Raw genomic sequence first — 17,946 nt, forward strand, 5'->3', positions numbered from 1 at the left:
CGACGCTTAGTGCACCGGCAACGCGGCGGCGCGCCACGCGCATATCACGCGCCGCCAGCCGCTTCCAGCGCCTGCGCGAGGCTCACATACTCCTCGACGGGCACTTCCTCGGCGCGGCGCGCCAGATCGAAGCCCAGCGCGTCGAAGTCGAGGCGCTCGCGGTAATCGCCGAGCGTATTGCGCAGCATCTTGCGGCGCTGCGAGAAGGCGGCCGTCACGAGTTCGCCGAGCACGGCGTCGTTGACCTTCGGCAGTTCGTGCGGCGCGTAGGGAATCATGCGCACGATCGCCGAATCCACCTTGGGCGGCGGCTGGAACGATTCGGGCGGCACGTCGATCAGCTTGTCGATCACATAGCGGTACTGGAGCATCACCGTGAGACGGCCGAACGCCTTGCTGCCCGGCTCCGCCACCATGCGCTCGACGACTTCGTTCTGCAGCATGAAGTGCTGGTCGATCACGCGCTCGGCGAATGTGGTGAGGTGAAACAGCAGCGGGCTCGAAATGTTGTACGGCAGGTTGCCGACGATGCGCAGCGAGGGCTTCTCGCCCGGCGCCGCGAGCGAGCCGAAGTCGAACGCGAGCGCGTCGCCCGCGTGGAGTTCGAGCAGCGGGCCGAACTTCTTCGTGAGGCGCGCGATCAGGTCGCGGTCCAGCTCGACCGCGTGCAGCGGCGATTCGGGCGTGGCGAGCCGTTCGATGAGCGGCTCGGTGAGCGCGCCGAGACCCGGCCCGATCTCGACCATGCGCTCGCCGCGCTGCGGGCGGATGACGTCGACGATCGAATCGATCACGCCCGTGTCGACGAGGAAGTTCTGGCCGAAGCGCTTGCGCGCGAAGTGGCCCTGGTGCTGTCTGCTGCTGTTGGACATCTTCTCTGGAATCAATCAGATGGCGCGCCGGTGGCGCGCCATCGAAACGGCGGTGTCGAGGGCGGCGATCAGGCTGCCCGCGTCCGCGCGGCCAGTGCCGGCGAGGTCGAGCGCGGTGCCATGATCGACCGAGGTGCGCACGATCGGCAGGCCGAGCGTGACGTTGATGCCTTCGCCGAACGTCGCGTATTTCAGGACCGGCAGGCCCTGGTCGTGGAACATCGCCAGCACGCAGTCGGCGTCCTTGAGGTAGCGCGGCTGGAACAGCGTGTCGGCGGGGTACGGGCCGCGCGCGTCGATGCCTTGCGCGGCGGCGGCGGCCAGTGCCGGCGAAATCGTGTCGATTTCCTCGCGCCCCAGGTAGCCGTTCTCGCCCGCATGCGGGTTGAGGCCGGTCACGAGGATGCGCGGCAGGGGCACGCCGAAATGATGGCGCAGGTCATGGTCGATGATGCTCAGGGTTTCGACGAGCCCCTCGACCGTGAGCGCCGCCGACACGTCCTTGAGCGGCAAATGCGTCGTGGCGAGCGCCACGCGCAGCGGGCGAGCGCCGGTGCCCGCCAGCATCATGACCACGCGCGGCGTGTGCGTGCGTTCGGCGAGGTATTCGGTGTGGCCGGTGAAGGGCACGCCGGCGTCGTTGATCGTGCTCTTTTGCAGCGGCGCAGTGACGATGGCGTCGAATTCGCCTGCCAGTGCGCCGTCGATGGCACGGTCGAGCAGCGCCAGCACATAGCGACCGTTGGCGGCGTCGAGTTTGCCTGGCTTCGCGGGCGTAGCCAGCGCCACATGCTCGACCTGCACGGGCTGGTTCGCCAGCACGGCGGCCCAGTCGACGCTCGCGGCCTGCGCGCGCGCTTCGAGTAGCGCACTGTCGCCGAGCACGACGAACTGCGCGTCGGGCCAGTGCGCCGAGGCACCCGCCAGTGCAGCGGCGGTCAGCTCGGGGCCGACGCCGGCCGGCTCACCCGTGGTGATGGCAATGCGGATCGGCCCCGCCCTCCGCGGAGCCGGCGACGACGATGCGGAGGCGTTCATGGCTCGATCCCCTGGTGACGCTTAGTTGTGCGGCGGCGTCATGCCCGCGATCTTGTAATCGACGTAGGCACTGTCGCGCAGCTGACGCAGCCAGTCGGCGTAGGCCTGCTCCGCCTTGCGCTGGCCGATGGCCTGGCGCGCCAGTTCCATTTGCTGCGCGATCGAGCCTTCGGCGTCGCGGCGGCCCAGCACCTGGATCAGGTGGTAGCCGTACTCGGTGCGTACCGGCTCGCTCAGCTGGCCGTCCTGCAGCGTATTCATGGCGCGCTCGAATTCAGGCACGGTTTCACCCGGGCTGATCCAGCCGAGGTCGCCGCCCTGCGAAGCCGAGCCGTCTTGCGAGTAAGTGCGCGCGAACTTGGCGAAGTCGCCGCCCGCTGCGATTTCCTGGCGGATCTCGAGCAGCTTCTGGCGCGCCTGGGGCTCGGACATGCCGTCGCCCACGCGCAGCAGGATGTGGCGCACGTGCGTTTGCACGAGCTTGGGCGCGTCGGCGGCCGTGCCCTGGCCCTGGCGGCGCTCGACGAGGCGCACGATCTCGAAGCCGTCGTTGGTGCGGATCACCGAGGGGTTCACCTCGCCCGGACGCAGCGTGGCAGCGGCGGTCACGAATTCGGGCGGCAGCTTCGACTGCGGCAGGAAGCCCATGTCGCCGCCCTTGCCCGCGTCGCTCGCCTGCGAGTTCGACTTCGCGAGGCTCTCGAACTTGCTACCCGACTGGGCTTCCTTGAGCAGCGCATTGGCCTTCGCCTGCGCCGCTTCGATGTCGGTTTCCGAGGCGTTCAGCGGCGCCTTGATGAAGATGTGCTGGAAATGCAGGTCGTTCGACTGGCCCGCGTTCGGTCCGCGCTGGCTCGCGATGTAGTTCGCGACTTCGGCGTCCGTCACCGTGACCTTGCTGTCCACTTCCTTCTCGCGCAGCTTCGAGAGCGTGAGCTCCGTGCGCGCGTCGCGTTGGAACGTGGTCCAGGGCACCCCAGCCGCCTCGATGCGCGCGCGATAGGTCGCGAGATCCATGCCGTTGGCCTGGGCGAGGCGCTCCAGCGTGCGCTGCACGGCGGCGTCGTCTACGGTGATGCCGTCTTCCTTGGCCTTCTGCAGCTGAATGCGCTCGAGCACCATCTGGTTGAGTACCTGCGCGCGCAACTGCTCATCGGGCGGAACCGGCGCGTTTTGCTGCTGCAGCCGGTGAGCGATCATTTCGGCGCGGCTGTCGAGCTCGCGTTGCGTGATCACGCCGTCATTGACGACTGCGGCGATCGTATCGACCGTCTGGCCGTTGCCGGCCGGGAGACCTTGAGCTTGCGCCGGCGCGGCCGGCAACACGCCTGCAACGGCGAAGAGACTCGCAGCGTACGCTGCCAGGCGAAGCTTTTTCATGATTCCCACAGATACTCCAATGTTGGCGGGCACGCTTCGCCCGTCTCTATGCAACCGACACCGCGTTGCCCCGAGGCGCAAGCAATGCGCTCCGGATCACGCGTTATTGATAATCAGTGAAGCGCGAGTCCGGCGGCGACTGAGCCGGCAGCTGCGTGTACCCCGGCACTGCCGTGCGGAACGCCGCCACCAGCCCGTTGTCGACGTTCGACAGTCCCTTGAGCGTAAGCTGCGCGAGAAACCGCGTTGACGAATTCGGCGTGCCCGACGTATTGAGCCCGTTCGCGTAACGCTGCAGGCCGACCCCGAGCACCCAGCAGTCGGCGTCGTACTGCATGCCGACCAGGCCGTCGACGATCCGATGGCCGTTCAGATCGTAGTTGAAGCGGCCTACGGCGTACACCCGGTGCGAGAACGGCCATTGAGCCGAGATCAGGACCTGATTGATCGGCTGGAAGTCGAGCGTCGTGTTCGCGCGCGTGTAGCGGTAAGCCACGTTCAGCACGCGGCTCGTTCCCGGGCTGTACCCGAAACCGATGCTCGCCTTGGTGAGCTGGTTGCTGTCGGCATTATATTGGAACGCCGTTTCCGAAGCGAAACCGGCCCCGATTTTCAGTGCAGCGCCCGCAATCAGGTCCGAATGCGTCGCCTGACTCGTGCTTTCGCCCGAGTTGAGCGTGACGCGCTGATCCTGGAAGTAGTACTGCTGCGCGATCACGAAGCGCGCGCGTTCGTCGCCCGAAGCCGGGTCGATGAAGCGCGTGGTGAGCGCGGCCGTCAGGCGGTTCGCATCGGCAATGCGGTCGTTGCCGACGAAGGTGTTCGGCGTGAAGATTTCCGCGAGGCCGAAGTCCGACTCGGCGGTATCGAACAGGGGCGCGAACTGCTGGTTGCGATATGGCGTGTACACGTAGTACAGGCGCGGTTCCAGCGTCTGGATGTAGTCCTGACCGAACAGACGGACCGAGCGGTCGAACACGAGGCCCGTGTCGAAGCTGAAGGTCGGGATCGATTCGGTGAAGCTCTTCGGCGTGCCCACAGGCGAGCCGAAGGTCGTGCCCGCCGGGCCGATGTTGCTCAGGTTGTACGACGCGAAGTGCCACTGAACCTTCGGCGTGACGAAGTAACCCGGCCCCATCAGGGAGTACGACACGTACGGATTGAAGACGACGCGGTCGCCTTCGGTCGCATTGTCTTCCGTGATGCGGAAGCGCGAGTAGTCGGCTTCCATGCCGTAGTCGAAGCCGCCGACGTTGTACTTCGCGTACTTCACGTTCAACTGCGGCTCGCGGCCATACGGCGGCGTCGACGACTCGACCGTCTGCCAGTGCTGGTAGCGGCCCAGCACGGACCACGGCCCGTTGTTGTACGTGAGGCCGGCTTCCTGCTGGTACAGCGTCTGCGTGCCGTTCAGGAACTGGTTGGCCGGCGACGACAGGTCCGACGGATAGGTGTTGTCCGAGACCTTGTTGTAGTAGACGTAACCGCCGAAGCCGTTGCCGAAGTTCTGGTTGTGCTGGATGAACAGCGCGTAGCGGTTCGTCTTCGTGATCGCGTCGTCCGGCAGGAACGTTCCGGTGATCGAACCCGAGTAATTCGTCGAGAGATACCGGTAGTTGCCCTGCAGGAACACGCCCCGCTTCGAGATGATCTCGGGCGTGAACGTGAAGTCGCGGTTCGGCGCGATGTTGAAGTAATACGGCAGCGAGATTTCGTAGCCGTTCGTCGAGCTGACCGAGAACGTCGGCGGCAACAGGCCGCTGCGGCGGTCGCCCGAAAGCGGGAACGACAGCCACGGGCTCGCGAAGATCGGCACGTCCTGGAAGAACAGCACGGCGTTGTGCGCGACACCTTCGTCGCTGCCGGTGTCGAAATCGAACTCGCTGCCCTTGATGTACCACGCCGGATTGGTCGAGCAGTGGCACGCGGTGTAGGTGCCGGTCGTGAGCACCGAGCGCTCGCTGTCCAGCAGGTCGGCGCGCGCGGCGCTGCCCGAGCCGCCCGTGAGCGTGAAATGGTACTTCGGCGCGGGCATGAAGCCCTCGTTCGCCTCGACCTTCAAATGCGCCTCGGGCCCCGAGAACGTCGTGCCGTTCTGCACGACCGTGACATTGCCGTAGGCATTGGCCATGTCGGTGTCCTGGTCGTAATGCAGGGCGTCGCCCTTCACCACGTTCGAACCCTGACGCAACTCCCCCGCCCCTTTCACGGCGAGGTCGGTATCCACCGTGCCGGTCGTCGAATCGCCGAGCACGAACGTTGCCGGGTGCTGGCCCGACGCATTGGGGTGATCCTCGAGTTGCGGCGCGAGCCGCAGGCTCCACGGGCCGTCGAGCTGCTCGGGCTGCGCGGCCGCGCCCGAGAGCTGGGCGTGCGCGAGCGCGGGCACCAGACCCGGTACGGCCAGGAGTGCCGCGATGAGCCGCCGCTTGCCCGGCACGCCGTCGTCACTAGGGGAGATCGTCTGGAAAAACTGTCTGGGCGGCATGTATGGTTTTGGCGAATCGGCCCGGGCCGCCTGCCCTCTCCATGATGGTGGCCCGCCTGGGCACCCGCCTCCCGATGAACCGGATCGAGGCCGGGCTGCAAACAAATAATTACAATTCATCGCCCCCCTGGAGCGACGATGAATGCGGCGAGCGAACCGTCATGCGGGCTTTGGCGCGAGTCGCGTCAAAAAAGTCGTGGGGTATTATATGGCAAGACGTTGATCCACTGATTTTGCCTCTGGCTTTCATGACCTTTTCTGCCGCGCATTCTCCCGCCGCTTCCCCTGGCGCCGCTCCGACCGACAATCGCCGCGACCTGCTCGCCGCCTGGCTCGGCAGCCACGCCGGCCAGTACGCCCTCGACCTCGCGACGCTCGCCCCGGCCTCGGCCGACGCGAGCTTTCGGCGCTATTTCCGCCTCGCGAGCGAGGGCGCGCACGGCGCGTCGCTGATCGCCGTCGACGCCCCGCCGCCCGAAAAGAGCCGCGAATTCGCCCAGATCGCGCAGTTGCTCGAGGCGGCCGGCGTGCACGTGCCGCGCGTGCTCGAAGCCGATTTCGACGCGGGCCTCATGCTCGTGACCGATCTCGGCACCGCGCCCTACCTGAATGCGCTGCAGGAAGCCGGCCCCGGCACGCGTTCGCGCGAGCTGATGCGCGACGCCATCGACGCGCTGATCCGCTGGCAGCTCAGCTCGCGGCCAGGCGTGCTGCCGGACTTCGACGAAGCCTTCATGCGCCGCGAGATGGAGCTGATGCCCGAGTGGTATCTGGAGCGCCATCTGGGCCGCAAGGTCGACGAAGCCACGCGCGGCGTGCTCGATCGCACCTTCGCCCTGCTCGTGGCGAGCGCCCGCGCGCAGCCGCAAAGCTTCATGCTGCGCGACTTCATGCCCCGCAACCTGATGATCGCCACGCCCAACCCCGGCGTGCTCGACTTCCAGGACGCCGTGTACGGCCCGATCACGTACGACGTCGTCTCGCTGCTGCGCGACGCGTTCCTGAGCTGGGACGAGGCGTTCGAGCTCGACTGCTTCGCGCACTACTGGGAGCGCGCCAAGAAGGCGGGACTGCCCGTCGATGCCGACTTCGGCGAGTTCTACCGCCAGCTCGAGTGGATGGGCCTGCAGCGCCACATCAAGGTGCTTGGCCTGTTCTGCCGCATCAACTATCGCGACGCCAAACCGCATTACATGGCCGACCTGCCGCGCTTTCTCGCCTACGCGAGCAAGGTCGCGCACCGCTACCGCCCGCTCGCGCCGTTCGCACGGCTCATCGACGAGCTGCAGGGCAGCGCCGTCGAAGTCGCTTACACCTTCTGAAACGGGCCGTCATGACCCAATCGAATCACACGCCGGCCAGGGCGAGCCACGGCCGCACCGCCATGATCTTCGCCGCCGGACGCGGCGAACGCATGCGTCCGCTCACCGACACCTGCCCGAAGCCGCTCCTCGCCGTGGGCGGCAAACCGCTCGTCGTGTGGCAGATCGAGCGGCTCGCCGCGGCGGGCTACACGCGCATCGTCATCAATCACGCATGGCTTGGCGCGCAGATCGAAGCCGCGCTCGGCGACGGCGCGCGCTTCGGCGTCACGCTCCACTATTCGCCCGAGCACGACGCGCTCGAAACGGCGGGCGGCATTGCCCAGGCGCTGCCGCTCATCGAGTCGACGGGCGCGCCCGAGGTGTTCCTCGCGGTGAGCGGCGACGTCTACAGCGCCTACGATTTCGCGCGCCTGAACACGCACGCGCAAGCGCTTGCGGCGCAAGAACAGCCGGGCATGCATCTCGTGATGGTGCCGAATCCGCCGTTCCACCCGAAGGGCGACTTCGCGCTGGGCGCCGACGGCCGGCTCGCGCTCGACGGCGCGCCGCGCTACACGTTCGGCAATATCGGCCTCTATGACACGCGTATGTTCCGCGATCTCGCGCCCGGCACGAAGCGCGCGCTCACGCCGTACTATCGCGAGGCGATCGCGCAAGGACGCGTGAGCGCCGAGCTATACGAAGGCGTCTGGGAAAACGTCGGCACGCCCGCGCAGCTCGAGGCGCTCGACGCCGCGCTGCGAGATTCGACGAGCGCGCACCACGGCTGAGACCGGCAACGCAAAGCGCCGCGGCAACGCCGGCGCGGCGCGCTTCTTCAGTTTCCTCCCGCCGCCGGCAACTCCACCTGCCCCTGTTGTGCCTGGGACTGTGACTGCGACTGGGGCGCTTCACCCGCCTTCTGCTGCTGAAGCGCCCACATCTGCGCATAGTGTCCGCCCGCTTGCAGCAATTGCGCATGCGTGCCGCGCTCGACGATGCGCCCATGATCCATCACGATGATCTGCTGCGCGCGCACGACGGTCGACAGCCGGTGCGCGATCACGAGTGTGGTGCGCTCGCGCGCGATCTGGTCGAGCTCGTGCTGGATGGCGCGCTCCGAGCGCGAATCGAGCGCTGACGTCGCCTCGTCGAACAGCAGGATCGGCGGATTCTTGAGCAGCGTGCGCGCGATCGCCACGCGCTGCTTCTCACCGCCCGAAAGCTTGAGGCCGCGCTCGCCCACGGACGTGTCGTAGCCCTTGGGCAGGCTCTCGATGAACGCGTGAATGTGCGCCGCGCGCGCCGCGGCGATTACTTCCTCGCGGCTTGCCGTGGGCCGTCCATAGGCGATGTTGTAGTAGATCGAGTCGTTGAACAGCACCGTGTCCTGCGGCACGATGCCGATCGAGGCGCGCAACGAATCCTGCGTGACGTCGCGGATATCCTGGCCGTCGATCGTAATCGCACCGCCGCTTTTGCCGGGATCGGAGCGGTCGAGATCGTAGAAGCGGAACAGGAGCCGAGCGAGCGTGGACTTGCCCGAGCCGCTATGCCCCACCACGGCCGTCGTCGTGCCCGCAGCAATCGTGAAGCTCAGGTCGTGCAGAATCTGGCGCGACGGTTCATACGCGAAGTTCACGTGAGAAAAGCGCACCTCGCCGCCGCGCACCGCAAGCGCTTGCGCGCCAGGCACGTCGGCCACTTCGCGCTCGACGGTGAGCAGCGTGAACATGCGGTCCATGTCGGTGAGGCTTTGCTTGAGCTCCCGATACACCACGCCGAGAAAATTCAGCGGAATGTAGAGCTGCAGCATGAAGGTATTGATGAGCACGAGGTCGCCGAGCGTGAGCCGCCCCGCCATCACGCCCTGGGTAGCGCGCCAGAGGATGAACACGAGCCCGGTGCCGATGATCGCCTGCTGTCCGAAGTTGAGCGCCGAAAGCGAGTGCTGCGACTTGATCGCGGCCTGGCGGTAGCGGTGCAGGTTTTCGTCGTAACGCTTCGTCTCCCACTCTTCGTTGCCGAAGTACTTCACGGTCTCGTAGTTGATGAGCGAATCGATCGCGCGTGCATTGGCGCGCGAATCGAGCTCGTTCATCGTGCGGCGAAAATGCGTGCGCCACTCGGTTACCTTCACCGTGAACACGATGTACGCGACAAGCGCGATGAGCGTGACGATCGCGTAGTACGCCTCGTACTTCACCACGAAGAAGCCGAGCACGAGGCCCACTTCCACGAGCGTCGGCAGGATGCTGTAGAGCGAGTATGAAATGAGCTGCGTGATGCCGCGCGTGCCGCGCTCGATGTCGCGCGACATGCCGCCCGTCTGCCGCTCGAGGTGAAAGCGCAGCGAGAGTGCATGCAGATGGCGGAACACCTTGAGCGCGAGCTGGCGCACGGCGCTCTCGGTCACCTTCGAAAAGAGGATTTCGCGCAGTTCGGTGAACAGCGACGTCGACAGACGCACGATGGCGTACGCCACCACGAGCAGTCCGATGCCACCCGCGAGCACGATGCCGGGTGCGTGCTCCGCACGACCGAGCGCCGTGAGATGACGCACCGAGGCGAGACCGTCGACGATGTGCTTCATCACGATCGGCACGCCGAGGTTGGCCACCTTCGCGCCGATCAGGCAGGTGAGCGCGAACGCCACGCGCCATTTGTAGGCCGTGAGGTAAGGCAGCAGCGAAACGATCGTCTGCCAGTCGTTGCGCGGCCCGGTGGCGGGCAGCGCGGGTTCGTTGGAAGCGGGAAAGCGGCGCATGGGGCGAGCGGCGAGATGCCAGCGCCGTGCGGCGCGCCAAGGCCGGTTCGGGGACCGGAAGCTGGCGCGGCGCAAACGGCCCGGCGAGTCATGTGGGGCGAATGTGAGGTTCCTGGCGACGGGTTTCGCGAAGGTGGAGGGCTCTAATCGACCGCCCGCCGCGCCTCAGGCTTTCCCGTACAATTCCTGATCAACGTATTGTCGCAGAAGGCGGCACGCGCCGCTGGGCGCCCCGCGCCGCAACGCCTTGCGCCGTTCGATCCCTTTTCATGGAAGCCCGATGACCGACTCCTTCCCGCTCCCCCAAAAATCGCCTGCGCTGCGCGTCGTGCCGCAGCCCTCGGACGCCAACGTTCACGGCGACGTCTTCGGCGGCTGGATCATGGCGCAGGTCGACATCGCCGGCTCGATTCCGGCGAGCCGCCGCGCCAACGGACGCGTCGCGACCGTCGCGGTGAACTCGTTCGTGTTCAAGCAACCGGTGTTCGTAGGCGATCTGCTGAGTTTCTACGCCGACATCGTCAAGACCGGCAACACCTCGGTGACCGTCGAGGTCGAGGTGTACGCGCAGCGCATGCGTCTCCAGGAGGAAGTCGTCAAGGTGACGGAAGCCACGCTCACCTATGTCGCCACCGGCGCTGACCGCCGCCCGCGTCAGCTGCCGCCGATCGAATAAAGGCAACGCCGAGGCAATCGCGAACGCCCGGTCGTGGCGCCGGGCTCAATCCGTCCACGCGAGCCCGGGCGTTTCCTCGTAGGTCGCGCTCGCGCGCAACAGCGCCGCCGCCTCGTCGCCAGGCAGCGGCGGCGCGAAAAAGTAGCCTTGCAGCTCGTCGCACGCGCGCTCGCGCAGGAAGGCGAACTGCGCCGAAGTCTCCACCCCTTCCGCGATCACCTGCAACTGCAGCTCGTGCGCAAGCGCGATAATGGCTGCCGTGATCGTTTCGTCGTCGCCGCTCGTGCCGATGTCGGCCACGAACGAGCGGTCGATCTTGAGCCGGTCCACTGGCAGACGCTTCAGGTAGCTCAGGCTCGAATAGCCGGTGCCGAAGTCGTCGATGGCAATGCCGATGCCCAGCGCGTGCAGCTCATTCAACATCGACACGGCTTCTTCGGCGTTGCGCATGAGCGTGCTCTCGGTCAGCTCGATTTCGAGCCAGCAGGCTTCCAGGCCGGTTTCCTGCAGCACGTCCTTCACGAGCTGCGCAATGTCGCGCTGGTGGAACGTCTTCGCCGAGAAGTTCACGGACACGCGCACGGGCGGCAGCCCCGCGAGCTGCCACGCGCGATTCTGCCGGCAGGCCTCGCGTAGCACCCAGTCGGAAAGCGGGCCGATCAGGCCGCTCTCCTCGGCCACGGGAATGAACTGCGCGGGCGAGACGAGCCCCACCTCCGGATCGCGCCAGCGTACGAGCGCCTCCATGCCGATGATGCGCCCGCCCTCGATCTCCACCTGCGGCTGGTAGTGCAGCAGGAACTCGCTGTCGCGCAGCGCACGGCGCAGGCGCCGCTCGAGATTCAGGCGCGCGCCCACATTCGCGTTCATTTCGGGCTCGAAGAACTGGAACGTGTTGCGGCCCATGTCCTTCGCGCGGTACATCGCGACGTCGGCCTTCTTCATGAGCGTTTCGGCGTCGTTGCCGTCCTGCGGGTAGACGCTCGCGCCCATGCTGCAACCCACATACAGCTCGGTGCCGTCGATCCACACGGGCTCCGAGATCAGCGAACGCGCCCGCTCCATCCAGCCGATCAGCGACTTCTCGTCGATGGTGTCGGTAAGCACGATCACGAACTCGTCGCCGCCGTGGCGCGCGACCGTATCGGTCGTGCGCGTGCAGCGCTGGAGCCGCTCGGCCACCACGCCCAGCAGCCGGTCGCCCACGCTGTGGCCGAGACTGTCGTTCACGTTCTTGAAGCCGTCGAGGTCGATGAAGACCACGGCCACGCCCGTGTCGTGCCGCTGCGCCGCGAGCAGCGCGTGCTGGAGACGGTCGCGCAGCAGGTTGCGGTTGGGCAGCAGCGTGAGGCTGTCGTAGTTCGCCTGGTATTCGAGCTGCTCCTGATAGCGGATCAGCTCGGTCACGTCGTTGATGATGCCGATGTGATGCGTGATGCGCCCATCGAGATCGGGCACCGGCGCGATCAGCAGCTGGTTCCAGAAGAGCGCGCCGTCCTTGCGGTAGTTGCGCAGCACGGCGCTCACTTCGCGATTGGAAAGCAGCGCCTTGCGCACCGCGATGAGTCCGTCCTGATCGCGGTCGTCGCGCTGCAGGAGGCGGCAGTCCTGGCCGATCACCTCGGCCGGATCGAAGCCCGTGATGCGGCGAAACGCCGGATTCGCGTACTCGATCAGATTGCTGCCGCCCGGGCCCGGCGCGGTGATCAGGATGGCGTTCACGCACGCGTCGAGCGCGCGGCTTTGCAGGCGCAACGCGAGGTCGGCGCGCTTGCTTTCGGTGGTGTCCGAGTAGGAGCCGAGCACGCCGATCACGCGGCCGTCGCCGTCGAGCAGCGGCAGCTTGCTCGTGAGCGTCGTGCGGTGCAGGCCGTCGATCGTGTGGTTGTCCTCGTAGTTGATGCGCGGCAGCCCCGACTCGATGACTTCGCGGTCCTGCTCGCGCATGCCGTCGGCGTAGGCGCGCCACGGCAGGTCGTCGTCGGACTTGCCGATGATCTGCTCGGGATACGCGAGGCCCGCGTCGCGCGCGAAGGTCATGTTGCAGCCCAGATAGCGCGACTGCGCGTCTTTCCAGAAGATGCGCTGCGGGATGTTGTCGATCACCGACTCGAGCATCTGGTTCGAGCGCTGCGCCTCCGCTTCGGCCTTGATCTGCTCGGTCACGTCGTCGGCGAGCACGAACACGGCGTCGCGGCCGAGGAAGGTGAGCGAGTGATGCGAGATGTCGGCGCTGATGATCGAGCCGTCGCGGCGGCGATGGTGCCAGATGCCGGCCATCATGCGCACGTTCTGCGTGACCATGTCCGAGCGCGTGAGGTGCTGCTCGAGCCGCGAGACGTCCTCGGCGGGACGGATTTCGCGGATCGTCATCGTGAGGAATTCTTCCTCGCTGTAGCCGTACTGCTGGATCGCGGCGGCGTTCACGGCGAGAAAGCGCAGCGTCTCGCGGTCGAACACGTACATCGGCACCGGATGCGCGTCGAACAGACCCTGAAAGCGCTCGCTGCGCAGGCGCATGCCGCTCACGGCGCGCAGCTTCTCGCGGGCCGCGCTCTCGCGCGCGCCGAACGTGTAGATGAGGAGCGTCCCGCCCGCGAGCATCGTCACGATCAGCAGCAACAGCGCGCGGCCGCCCGAGCGCGCCGAGTCGGCGAGCGCGGCGGCGAGCGCCAGATCCTGGGCGCGTTGCAGCGCCGCGAGCTGCCCGTCGAGCTGGTCCACGAGGTTGTCGATGCGGATGTATTCGCCGGCGAGCCACGCGGCAGTGGCGGGCGACGGCATTGCCGTGTCAGGCAGCGCAGCGGTCGGCGTGATGGGGTTCTGGGCGCCGTTCGTGACAGCCGGTGCGACTGTTAGCGTATCCAGCGTCACGGCGCTCGCCGCCTCATCCGCCGCGGCGTGCAGCGGCAAGATGGTGCCGGTCACGACATGACCGGCCATGCGCGCGTCGGCGGGGTTCCCGGGTTGCATCGTCTTCGCTGCCGCGACGTTGCGGGCGAGCGCCTCGCGGTCGCCCCACGGCGCTGCGGGCGAACGCGCGGCATTTGCGGGCGTTGCGGTGCCGAATTCCTGGCTGGCCGCACCGTCGGCCGCCACGGCCTGCGTTGCCACGGTCCCGCTTGCCCCCGCCGCCACGGCAGCCTGCCCGCGCTCGTCGGCAACGCGCTGCTCGGCACGCGCAAGCGTCACGTCGATCTCGCCCACAATGACACTCGCCTGCCGCGCCAGCGCGTCGAAACGGGCTGCGAGGTCGGCGTTACCGCCCAGCTCAGCGCGCAGGGCGCGGGTGGTTTCGTCGAGCATGGCGGCGCGCGCGTCGTGCGCGGCGGCCGACTCCGGCTGGCCCTGCACGGCGAAACGGCCCAGCGCGCTCATGCCGCTGCCAAGCGCGTCGCGATAGCGGTCGAGGTCGTGACGGATCGTCGCCGCCTGGCTCGCGCGCTGGTCGATCTCGCGCTGACCGTCGATCTGCGTCCACGCGACAAAAGCGTTCGCGCCAACGGCCGCCGCGACGACGGCCAGATTGATGAGTTGGCGCTTCGAAAAAAGAAGGTTCATGAATGCCGAGCGTCGTTCGCGCCCGCGCCGTGAGCGCGGGATGATGGGTCACGACTGCGCGCGACCGGTCGGCGCCTGACGCGCCAACCCGAAATAACGGCAGGGCCGGCCGGGTCTTGAGGGTCAATGTGGAGAAAGAAGCGGAAAACGACCCGCGGCGGCGCGAGGCTGCCGCGGTCAGCGGGAATCGGGTAGGGATCGGCGATGAATCGTGGCGGGCAGGCGCGGCGGGAAACAGCGGGTCAAAATCACCGCGGCACCGCCAGCCCGAACTCGTGCATCGCCGGCGCGAAGTCGTGATTGCTCTCGGGCTTGCGCGCGAGCTTTGCCAGCACGTAGCGCTGGAACGGGTCGAGCTGCGCCCAGTCTTCGATGTCGGGCGCCTGCAGACTGGCAAGCTCGGACTGCAGCGCAACGCCGCCGGGCACCGCGTTCACGTCGCGCCAGGCCGGCGCTTCTTCGGGCGCGAACCATTCGGGTTCGACGTTCGCGTGCGTGCGCATCATCTCGAAGAGCGCGTGGTCGAAATTGGGCTCGATTTGCGTGTCCTCGTCCACGGGGAAACACGCCAGCAGCCGGCGGTCCTCGTAGGGCAGCAGTTGCCATTGCGCGAGCGAAATGCGCAGACCAAAGCGATCCAGGTTGAAGCGCACGCACATCGGGATAAAGGTGAGATTTTCCGACGAGTCGACCTCGAACCGGAAAAGCAGCGGAGCTTCGTTCAATGCCATGACGGTGTCCTCGCGAGGCGGGCATAAGCGCGGGCGGCCCGCTTGAGGTATTTTAGAACCTTCCGCGCGCGGCGCGGCCCCGCTGTCCCCCGGCGGCGCTGCGGTACCGCGCCGCACAAGGACCGATGGAGTTTTTCGCTTGTCCCCCTCAACTCGCCCCCCTACCCGCACGCCAATGAGCACCGCAGACCGGCCGCAGATCGCGACGACGCATCCCCTCGAAACCGAAGGCCAGCCCGGCGCCATCGAATTGCGCGTGCATCGGCACCGCGGCGGCGCCGTGCAAACGCGTGAGGACCACGTGGGTCAGGAATGGCCCGTCGCGCTCGTCTTCAACGGCATTTCGCACGCCGTCATGATGTGCACGCCGCGCGACCTCGAAGCGTTCGCCGTGGGCTTTGCGATCTCCGAAGGCATCGTCGGGCGCAATGCCGACATTCAGGACATCGAGGTGTACTGGCACGAGGATGCGGACCTGCCGCACGCCGAAGTCCACTTGACCGTGGTGCAACAGGCGTTCGTCGAGCTCAAGGAAAAGCGCCGCGCGCTCGCCGGGCGCAGCGGCTGCGGCGTGTGCGGCATCGAGAGCATCGACCTGCTCGATCTCGAGCCCGAACGGGTGCCCGATACGGGCTTCGTTGCGCGCCTGGCTCCCGACGCCATCGCGCGCGCCGCACGCGAACTGCCGCAGCATCAGGCGCTCACGAAGCTCACCGGAGGCCTGCACGCGGCCGCGTGGTGCGACGAAAACGGCGCGATCCTGCGCGCCTTCGAAGACGTGGGACGCCACAACGCGCTCGACAAGCTCATCGGCCAGCTCGTGATGGAGCGCGCCGACACGCAGCAGGGCTTCGTCTTCCTCTCGAGCCGCGCGAGCTACGAACTGGTGCGCAAGGCCGCGCGCGTGGGCATTCCGATGGTCGCGACGATCTCGGCGCCCTCCTCGCTTGCCATCGCCATCGCCAGGCGCGCCGGACTGCGGCTCGTGAGCTTTTGCCGCGAGTCCGGGTACGTCGATTACGAAACGGCCTGAACCACCGTTAGCGCTTAATCGAACTGCCGGAAATCCGGCTTGCGCTTTTCGAGGAACGCCGTGAACGCCTCGCGCGCTTCGGGCGCGAGCAGCATCTTGCCGAAGTGCACGAACTCTTCGCTCATGCGCGTCTTGACCTCGTGCGTGTCCGCGCGCTTCATGAGCGACTTCGTCACGCGCAGCGACGACGCGGGCAGCGCCACGAGCTTCGCCAGTTGCGCGCTAACGAACGCGTCGAGTTCGGCCACCGGCAGCACGCGGTTCACGAAGCCCATGCGGTGCGCTTCCGCCGCGTCGAAGGTCTCGCCGAGCAGCAGCTTTTCCGCCGCGCCCTGGTGGCCCGCAATGCGCGGCAGCAGCAGCGACGAAGCCGCTTCGGGGCACAGCCCGAGTTGCGAGAACGGCACAGCGAAACGCGCGTTGTCGGCGGCATAGACCATGTCGCAATGCAGGAGCAGCGTCGTGCCCACGCCGATCGCCGGCCCCTTCACCGCGGCGACGAGCGGTTTTTCGAACGCCGCGATGGCATCGAGAAAGCGGATCACGGGCGAATCGGCGCCCGCGGGCGGCCCCTTCAGAAAGTCTTCGATGTCGTTGCCGGCCGTGAAGATCTCGGCGTGGCCGCGCAGCAGCGCCGCGCGCACCGAGGTGTCCTTGTTCGCGCCGTTGAGCGTGTCGGCCATCACCTGATACATCGCGGGCGTCAGCGCGTTCTTGCGCGCGGGCCGGTCGATGGTGATCGTGAGCACGCCGTTTTCGTGCGCTACCAAAATTTCGTTGCTCATAAACCTGTCTCCTCGCATCCCAATCGTGATACGAAAAACGGTCCGCAGACCGCGAAGTCTGCGAACCGTGTCGATAACGCCAATGCGTCAGTCGGATGAACGCTTACAGCCGCTCGATGATGCCCGCCGCGCCCATGCCGGTGCCGACGCACATCGTCACCATGCCGTACTTGTAGTTGCGGCGGCGCAGGCCGTGGACGACCGTCGAGGCGCGGATCGCGCCCGTCGCGCCGAGCGGGTGGCCCAGCGCAATCGCGCCGCCAAGCGGGTTGATCTTCGCAGGATCGAGGCCGAGATCCTGGATCACCGCCAGCGACTGTGCGGCGAACGCCTCGTTCAGCTCGATCCAGTCGAGATCGTCCTGCTTCAGGCCCGCAGCCTTGAGCGCCGCCGGAATCGCTTCCTTCGGACCGATGCCCATGATCTCCGGCGGCACGCCGCGCACCGCGAAGCTCACGAAACGCGCGAGCGGCGTGAGGTTGAACTGCTTGAGGATCTTCTCGGAGACGACGATCAACGCGCCCGCGCCGTCCGACGTCTGCGAGCTGTTGCCGGCCGTGACCGAGCCCTTGTTGGCGAACACCGCGCGCAGCTTCGCGAGGCCTTCGAGCGTGGTATCCGCACGCGGGCCTTCGTCCAGCTCGATCAGGCGCTCCTTCACCTTCACTTCGCCCGACGCGAGATCGGGGGAACGCTCGACGATCGTGTACGGCGCGATTTCGTCCTTGAACTCGCCGGCCTGCTGCGCGGCGAGCGCGCGGCGATGCGATTCGACCGAGAACGCGTCCTGCGCCTCGCGGCTCACCTTCCAGCGCTCCGCCACTTTCTCGGCCGTGAGGCCCATGCCGTAGGCGATGCCGACGTCTTCATTGCGATCGAAGATATGCGGCGAAAGCGACGGCTTGTTGCCCATCATCGGCACCATGCTCATCGACTCGCAGCCGCCCGCGATCATCGCGTCGGACTCGCCCACGCGGATGCGGTCCGCGGCCATGGCGAGCGCCGTGAGGCCCGATGCGCAGAAGCGGTTGACGGTCACGCCGCCCACGCTTTGCGGCAGACCCGCGAGCAGCGCGCCGATACGCGCCACGTTCAGGCCCTGCTCGGCTTCGGGAATCGCGCAGCCGACGATGGCGTCTTCGATCACGCTCGTGTCGAGGCCGGGCACCTGCGCCACGGCCGACCTGATCGCGTGAACCAGCAGCTCGTCCGGGCGGGTATTCCTGAACACGCCGCGCGGCGCCTTGCCGATGGGCGTGCGGCTCGCGGCGACGATGTATGCGTCCTGCAACTGTTTGCTCATCTCTTACT

Annotated in this window: 13 protein-coding genes; 4 read left to right on the forward strand and 9 right to left on the reverse strand. The window is 67.0% G+C overall.

Annotated elements, in window-relative coordinates; genetic code table 11:
* Positions 1-44 precede the first annotated feature (44 nt).
* The 4 genes from rsmA to BFD71_RS09110 form a co-directional block, all read right to left on the reverse strand.
* Positions 45-872 (reverse strand): 16S rRNA (adenine(1518)-N(6)/adenine(1519)-N(6))-dimethyltransferase RsmA, encoded by an 828-nt coding sequence (gene rsmA / locus BFD71_RS09095; protein WP_069262892.1) that lies wholly within the window; start codon positions 870-872, stop codon positions 45-47.
* Between the two features lie 15 nt (positions 873-887).
* A complete protein-coding gene (gene pdxA / locus BFD71_RS09100) occupies positions 888-1,910 on the reverse strand; it encodes a 4-hydroxythreonine-4-phosphate dehydrogenase PdxA (protein WP_069262893.1) in 1,023 nt (340 codons plus the stop codon).
* 21 nt (positions 1,911-1,931) lie between these two features.
* Entirely contained in the window at positions 1,932-3,299 is a 1,368-nt protein-coding gene (locus tag BFD71_RS09105) for a peptidylprolyl isomerase (protein ID WP_176732847.1), read from the reverse strand.
* Between the two features lie 94 nt (positions 3,300-3,393).
* Positions 3,394-5,778 carry an LPS-assembly protein LptD gene (locus BFD71_RS09110; protein WP_069262895.1) on the reverse strand — a complete coding sequence of 795 codons (2,385 nt, stop codon included), beginning with the start codon at positions 5,776-5,778 and terminating at the stop codon, positions 3,394-3,396.
* Between the two features lie 248 nt (positions 5,779-6,026).
* On the opposite strand from BFD71_RS09110, the gene BFD71_RS09115 reads away from it, so the two are divergent.
* Together BFD71_RS09115 and murU are read left to right on the forward strand one after the other, a co-directional pair.
* Positions 6,027-7,100: an aminoglycoside phosphotransferase family protein gene (locus tag BFD71_RS09115; protein ID WP_069262896.1), complete on the forward strand. Its 1,074-nt coding sequence runs from the start codon at positions 6,027-6,029 to the stop codon at positions 7,098-7,100.
* Positions 7,101-7,162: 62 nt separating this feature from the next.
* Complete coding sequence (gene murU / locus BFD71_RS09120; RefSeq protein ID WP_069262972.1) at positions 7,163-7,873, forward strand: N-acetylmuramate alpha-1-phosphate uridylyltransferase MurU; 711 nt, start codon at positions 7,163-7,165, stop codon at positions 7,871-7,873.
* Positions 7,874-7,920: 47 nt separating this feature from the next.
* On the opposite strand, the gene BFD71_RS09125 is transcribed toward murU, so the two are convergent.
* Positions 7,921-9,849 carry an ABCB family ABC transporter ATP-binding protein/permease gene (locus BFD71_RS09125; protein WP_069262897.1) on the reverse strand — a complete coding sequence of 643 codons (1,929 nt, stop codon included), beginning with the start codon at positions 9,847-9,849 and terminating at the stop codon, positions 7,921-7,923.
* Between the two features lie 280 nt (positions 9,850-10,129).
* On the opposite strand from BFD71_RS09125, the gene BFD71_RS09130 reads away from it, so the two are divergent.
* Positions 10,130-10,525: an acyl-CoA thioesterase gene (locus BFD71_RS09130; protein WP_028206008.1), complete on the forward strand. Its 396-nt coding sequence runs from the start codon at positions 10,130-10,132 to the stop codon at positions 10,523-10,525.
* 45 nt (positions 10,526-10,570) lie between these two features.
* On the opposite strand, the gene BFD71_RS09135 is transcribed toward BFD71_RS09130, so the two are convergent.
* Complete coding sequence (locus BFD71_RS09135) at positions 10,571-14,086, reverse strand: EAL domain-containing protein (RefSeq protein WP_256094560.1); 3,516 nt, start codon at positions 14,084-14,086, stop codon at positions 10,571-10,573.
* 248 nt (positions 14,087-14,334) lie between these two features.
* Positions 14,335-14,817: a nitrate reductase associated protein gene (locus tag BFD71_RS09140; protein ID WP_069262898.1), complete on the reverse strand. Its 483-nt coding sequence runs from the start codon at positions 14,815-14,817 to the stop codon at positions 14,335-14,337.
* A gap of 175 nt (positions 14,818-14,992) precedes the next feature.
* Here BFD71_RS09140 and fdhD point away from each other — a divergent pair, with 175 nt between their 5' ends.
* Positions 14,993-15,850, forward strand: a complete 858-nt coding sequence (gene fdhD, locus BFD71_RS09145; RefSeq protein ID WP_069262899.1) for a formate dehydrogenase accessory sulfurtransferase FdhD — start codon at positions 14,993-14,995, stop codon at positions 15,848-15,850.
* 14 nt (positions 15,851-15,864) lie between these two features.
* Here fdhD and BFD71_RS09150 read toward each other — a convergent pair whose 3' ends face one another.
* On the reverse strand, positions 15,865-16,635 hold the full coding sequence (locus BFD71_RS09150) for an enoyl-CoA hydratase (protein ID WP_069262900.1): 771 nt from the start codon (positions 16,633-16,635) through the stop codon (positions 15,865-15,867).
* 103 nt (positions 16,636-16,738) lie between these two features.
* Positions 16,739-17,938 (reverse strand): acetyl-CoA C-acyltransferase, encoded by a 1,200-nt coding sequence (locus BFD71_RS09155; RefSeq protein ID WP_069262901.1) that lies wholly within the window; start codon positions 17,936-17,938, stop codon positions 16,739-16,741.
* Positions 17,939-17,946: the final 8 nt, after the last annotated feature.

Source organism: Paraburkholderia nodosa, from assembly GCF_001718195.1.
GTDB lineage: Bacteria > Pseudomonadota > Gammaproteobacteria > Burkholderiales > Burkholderiaceae > Paraburkholderia > Paraburkholderia nodosa_A.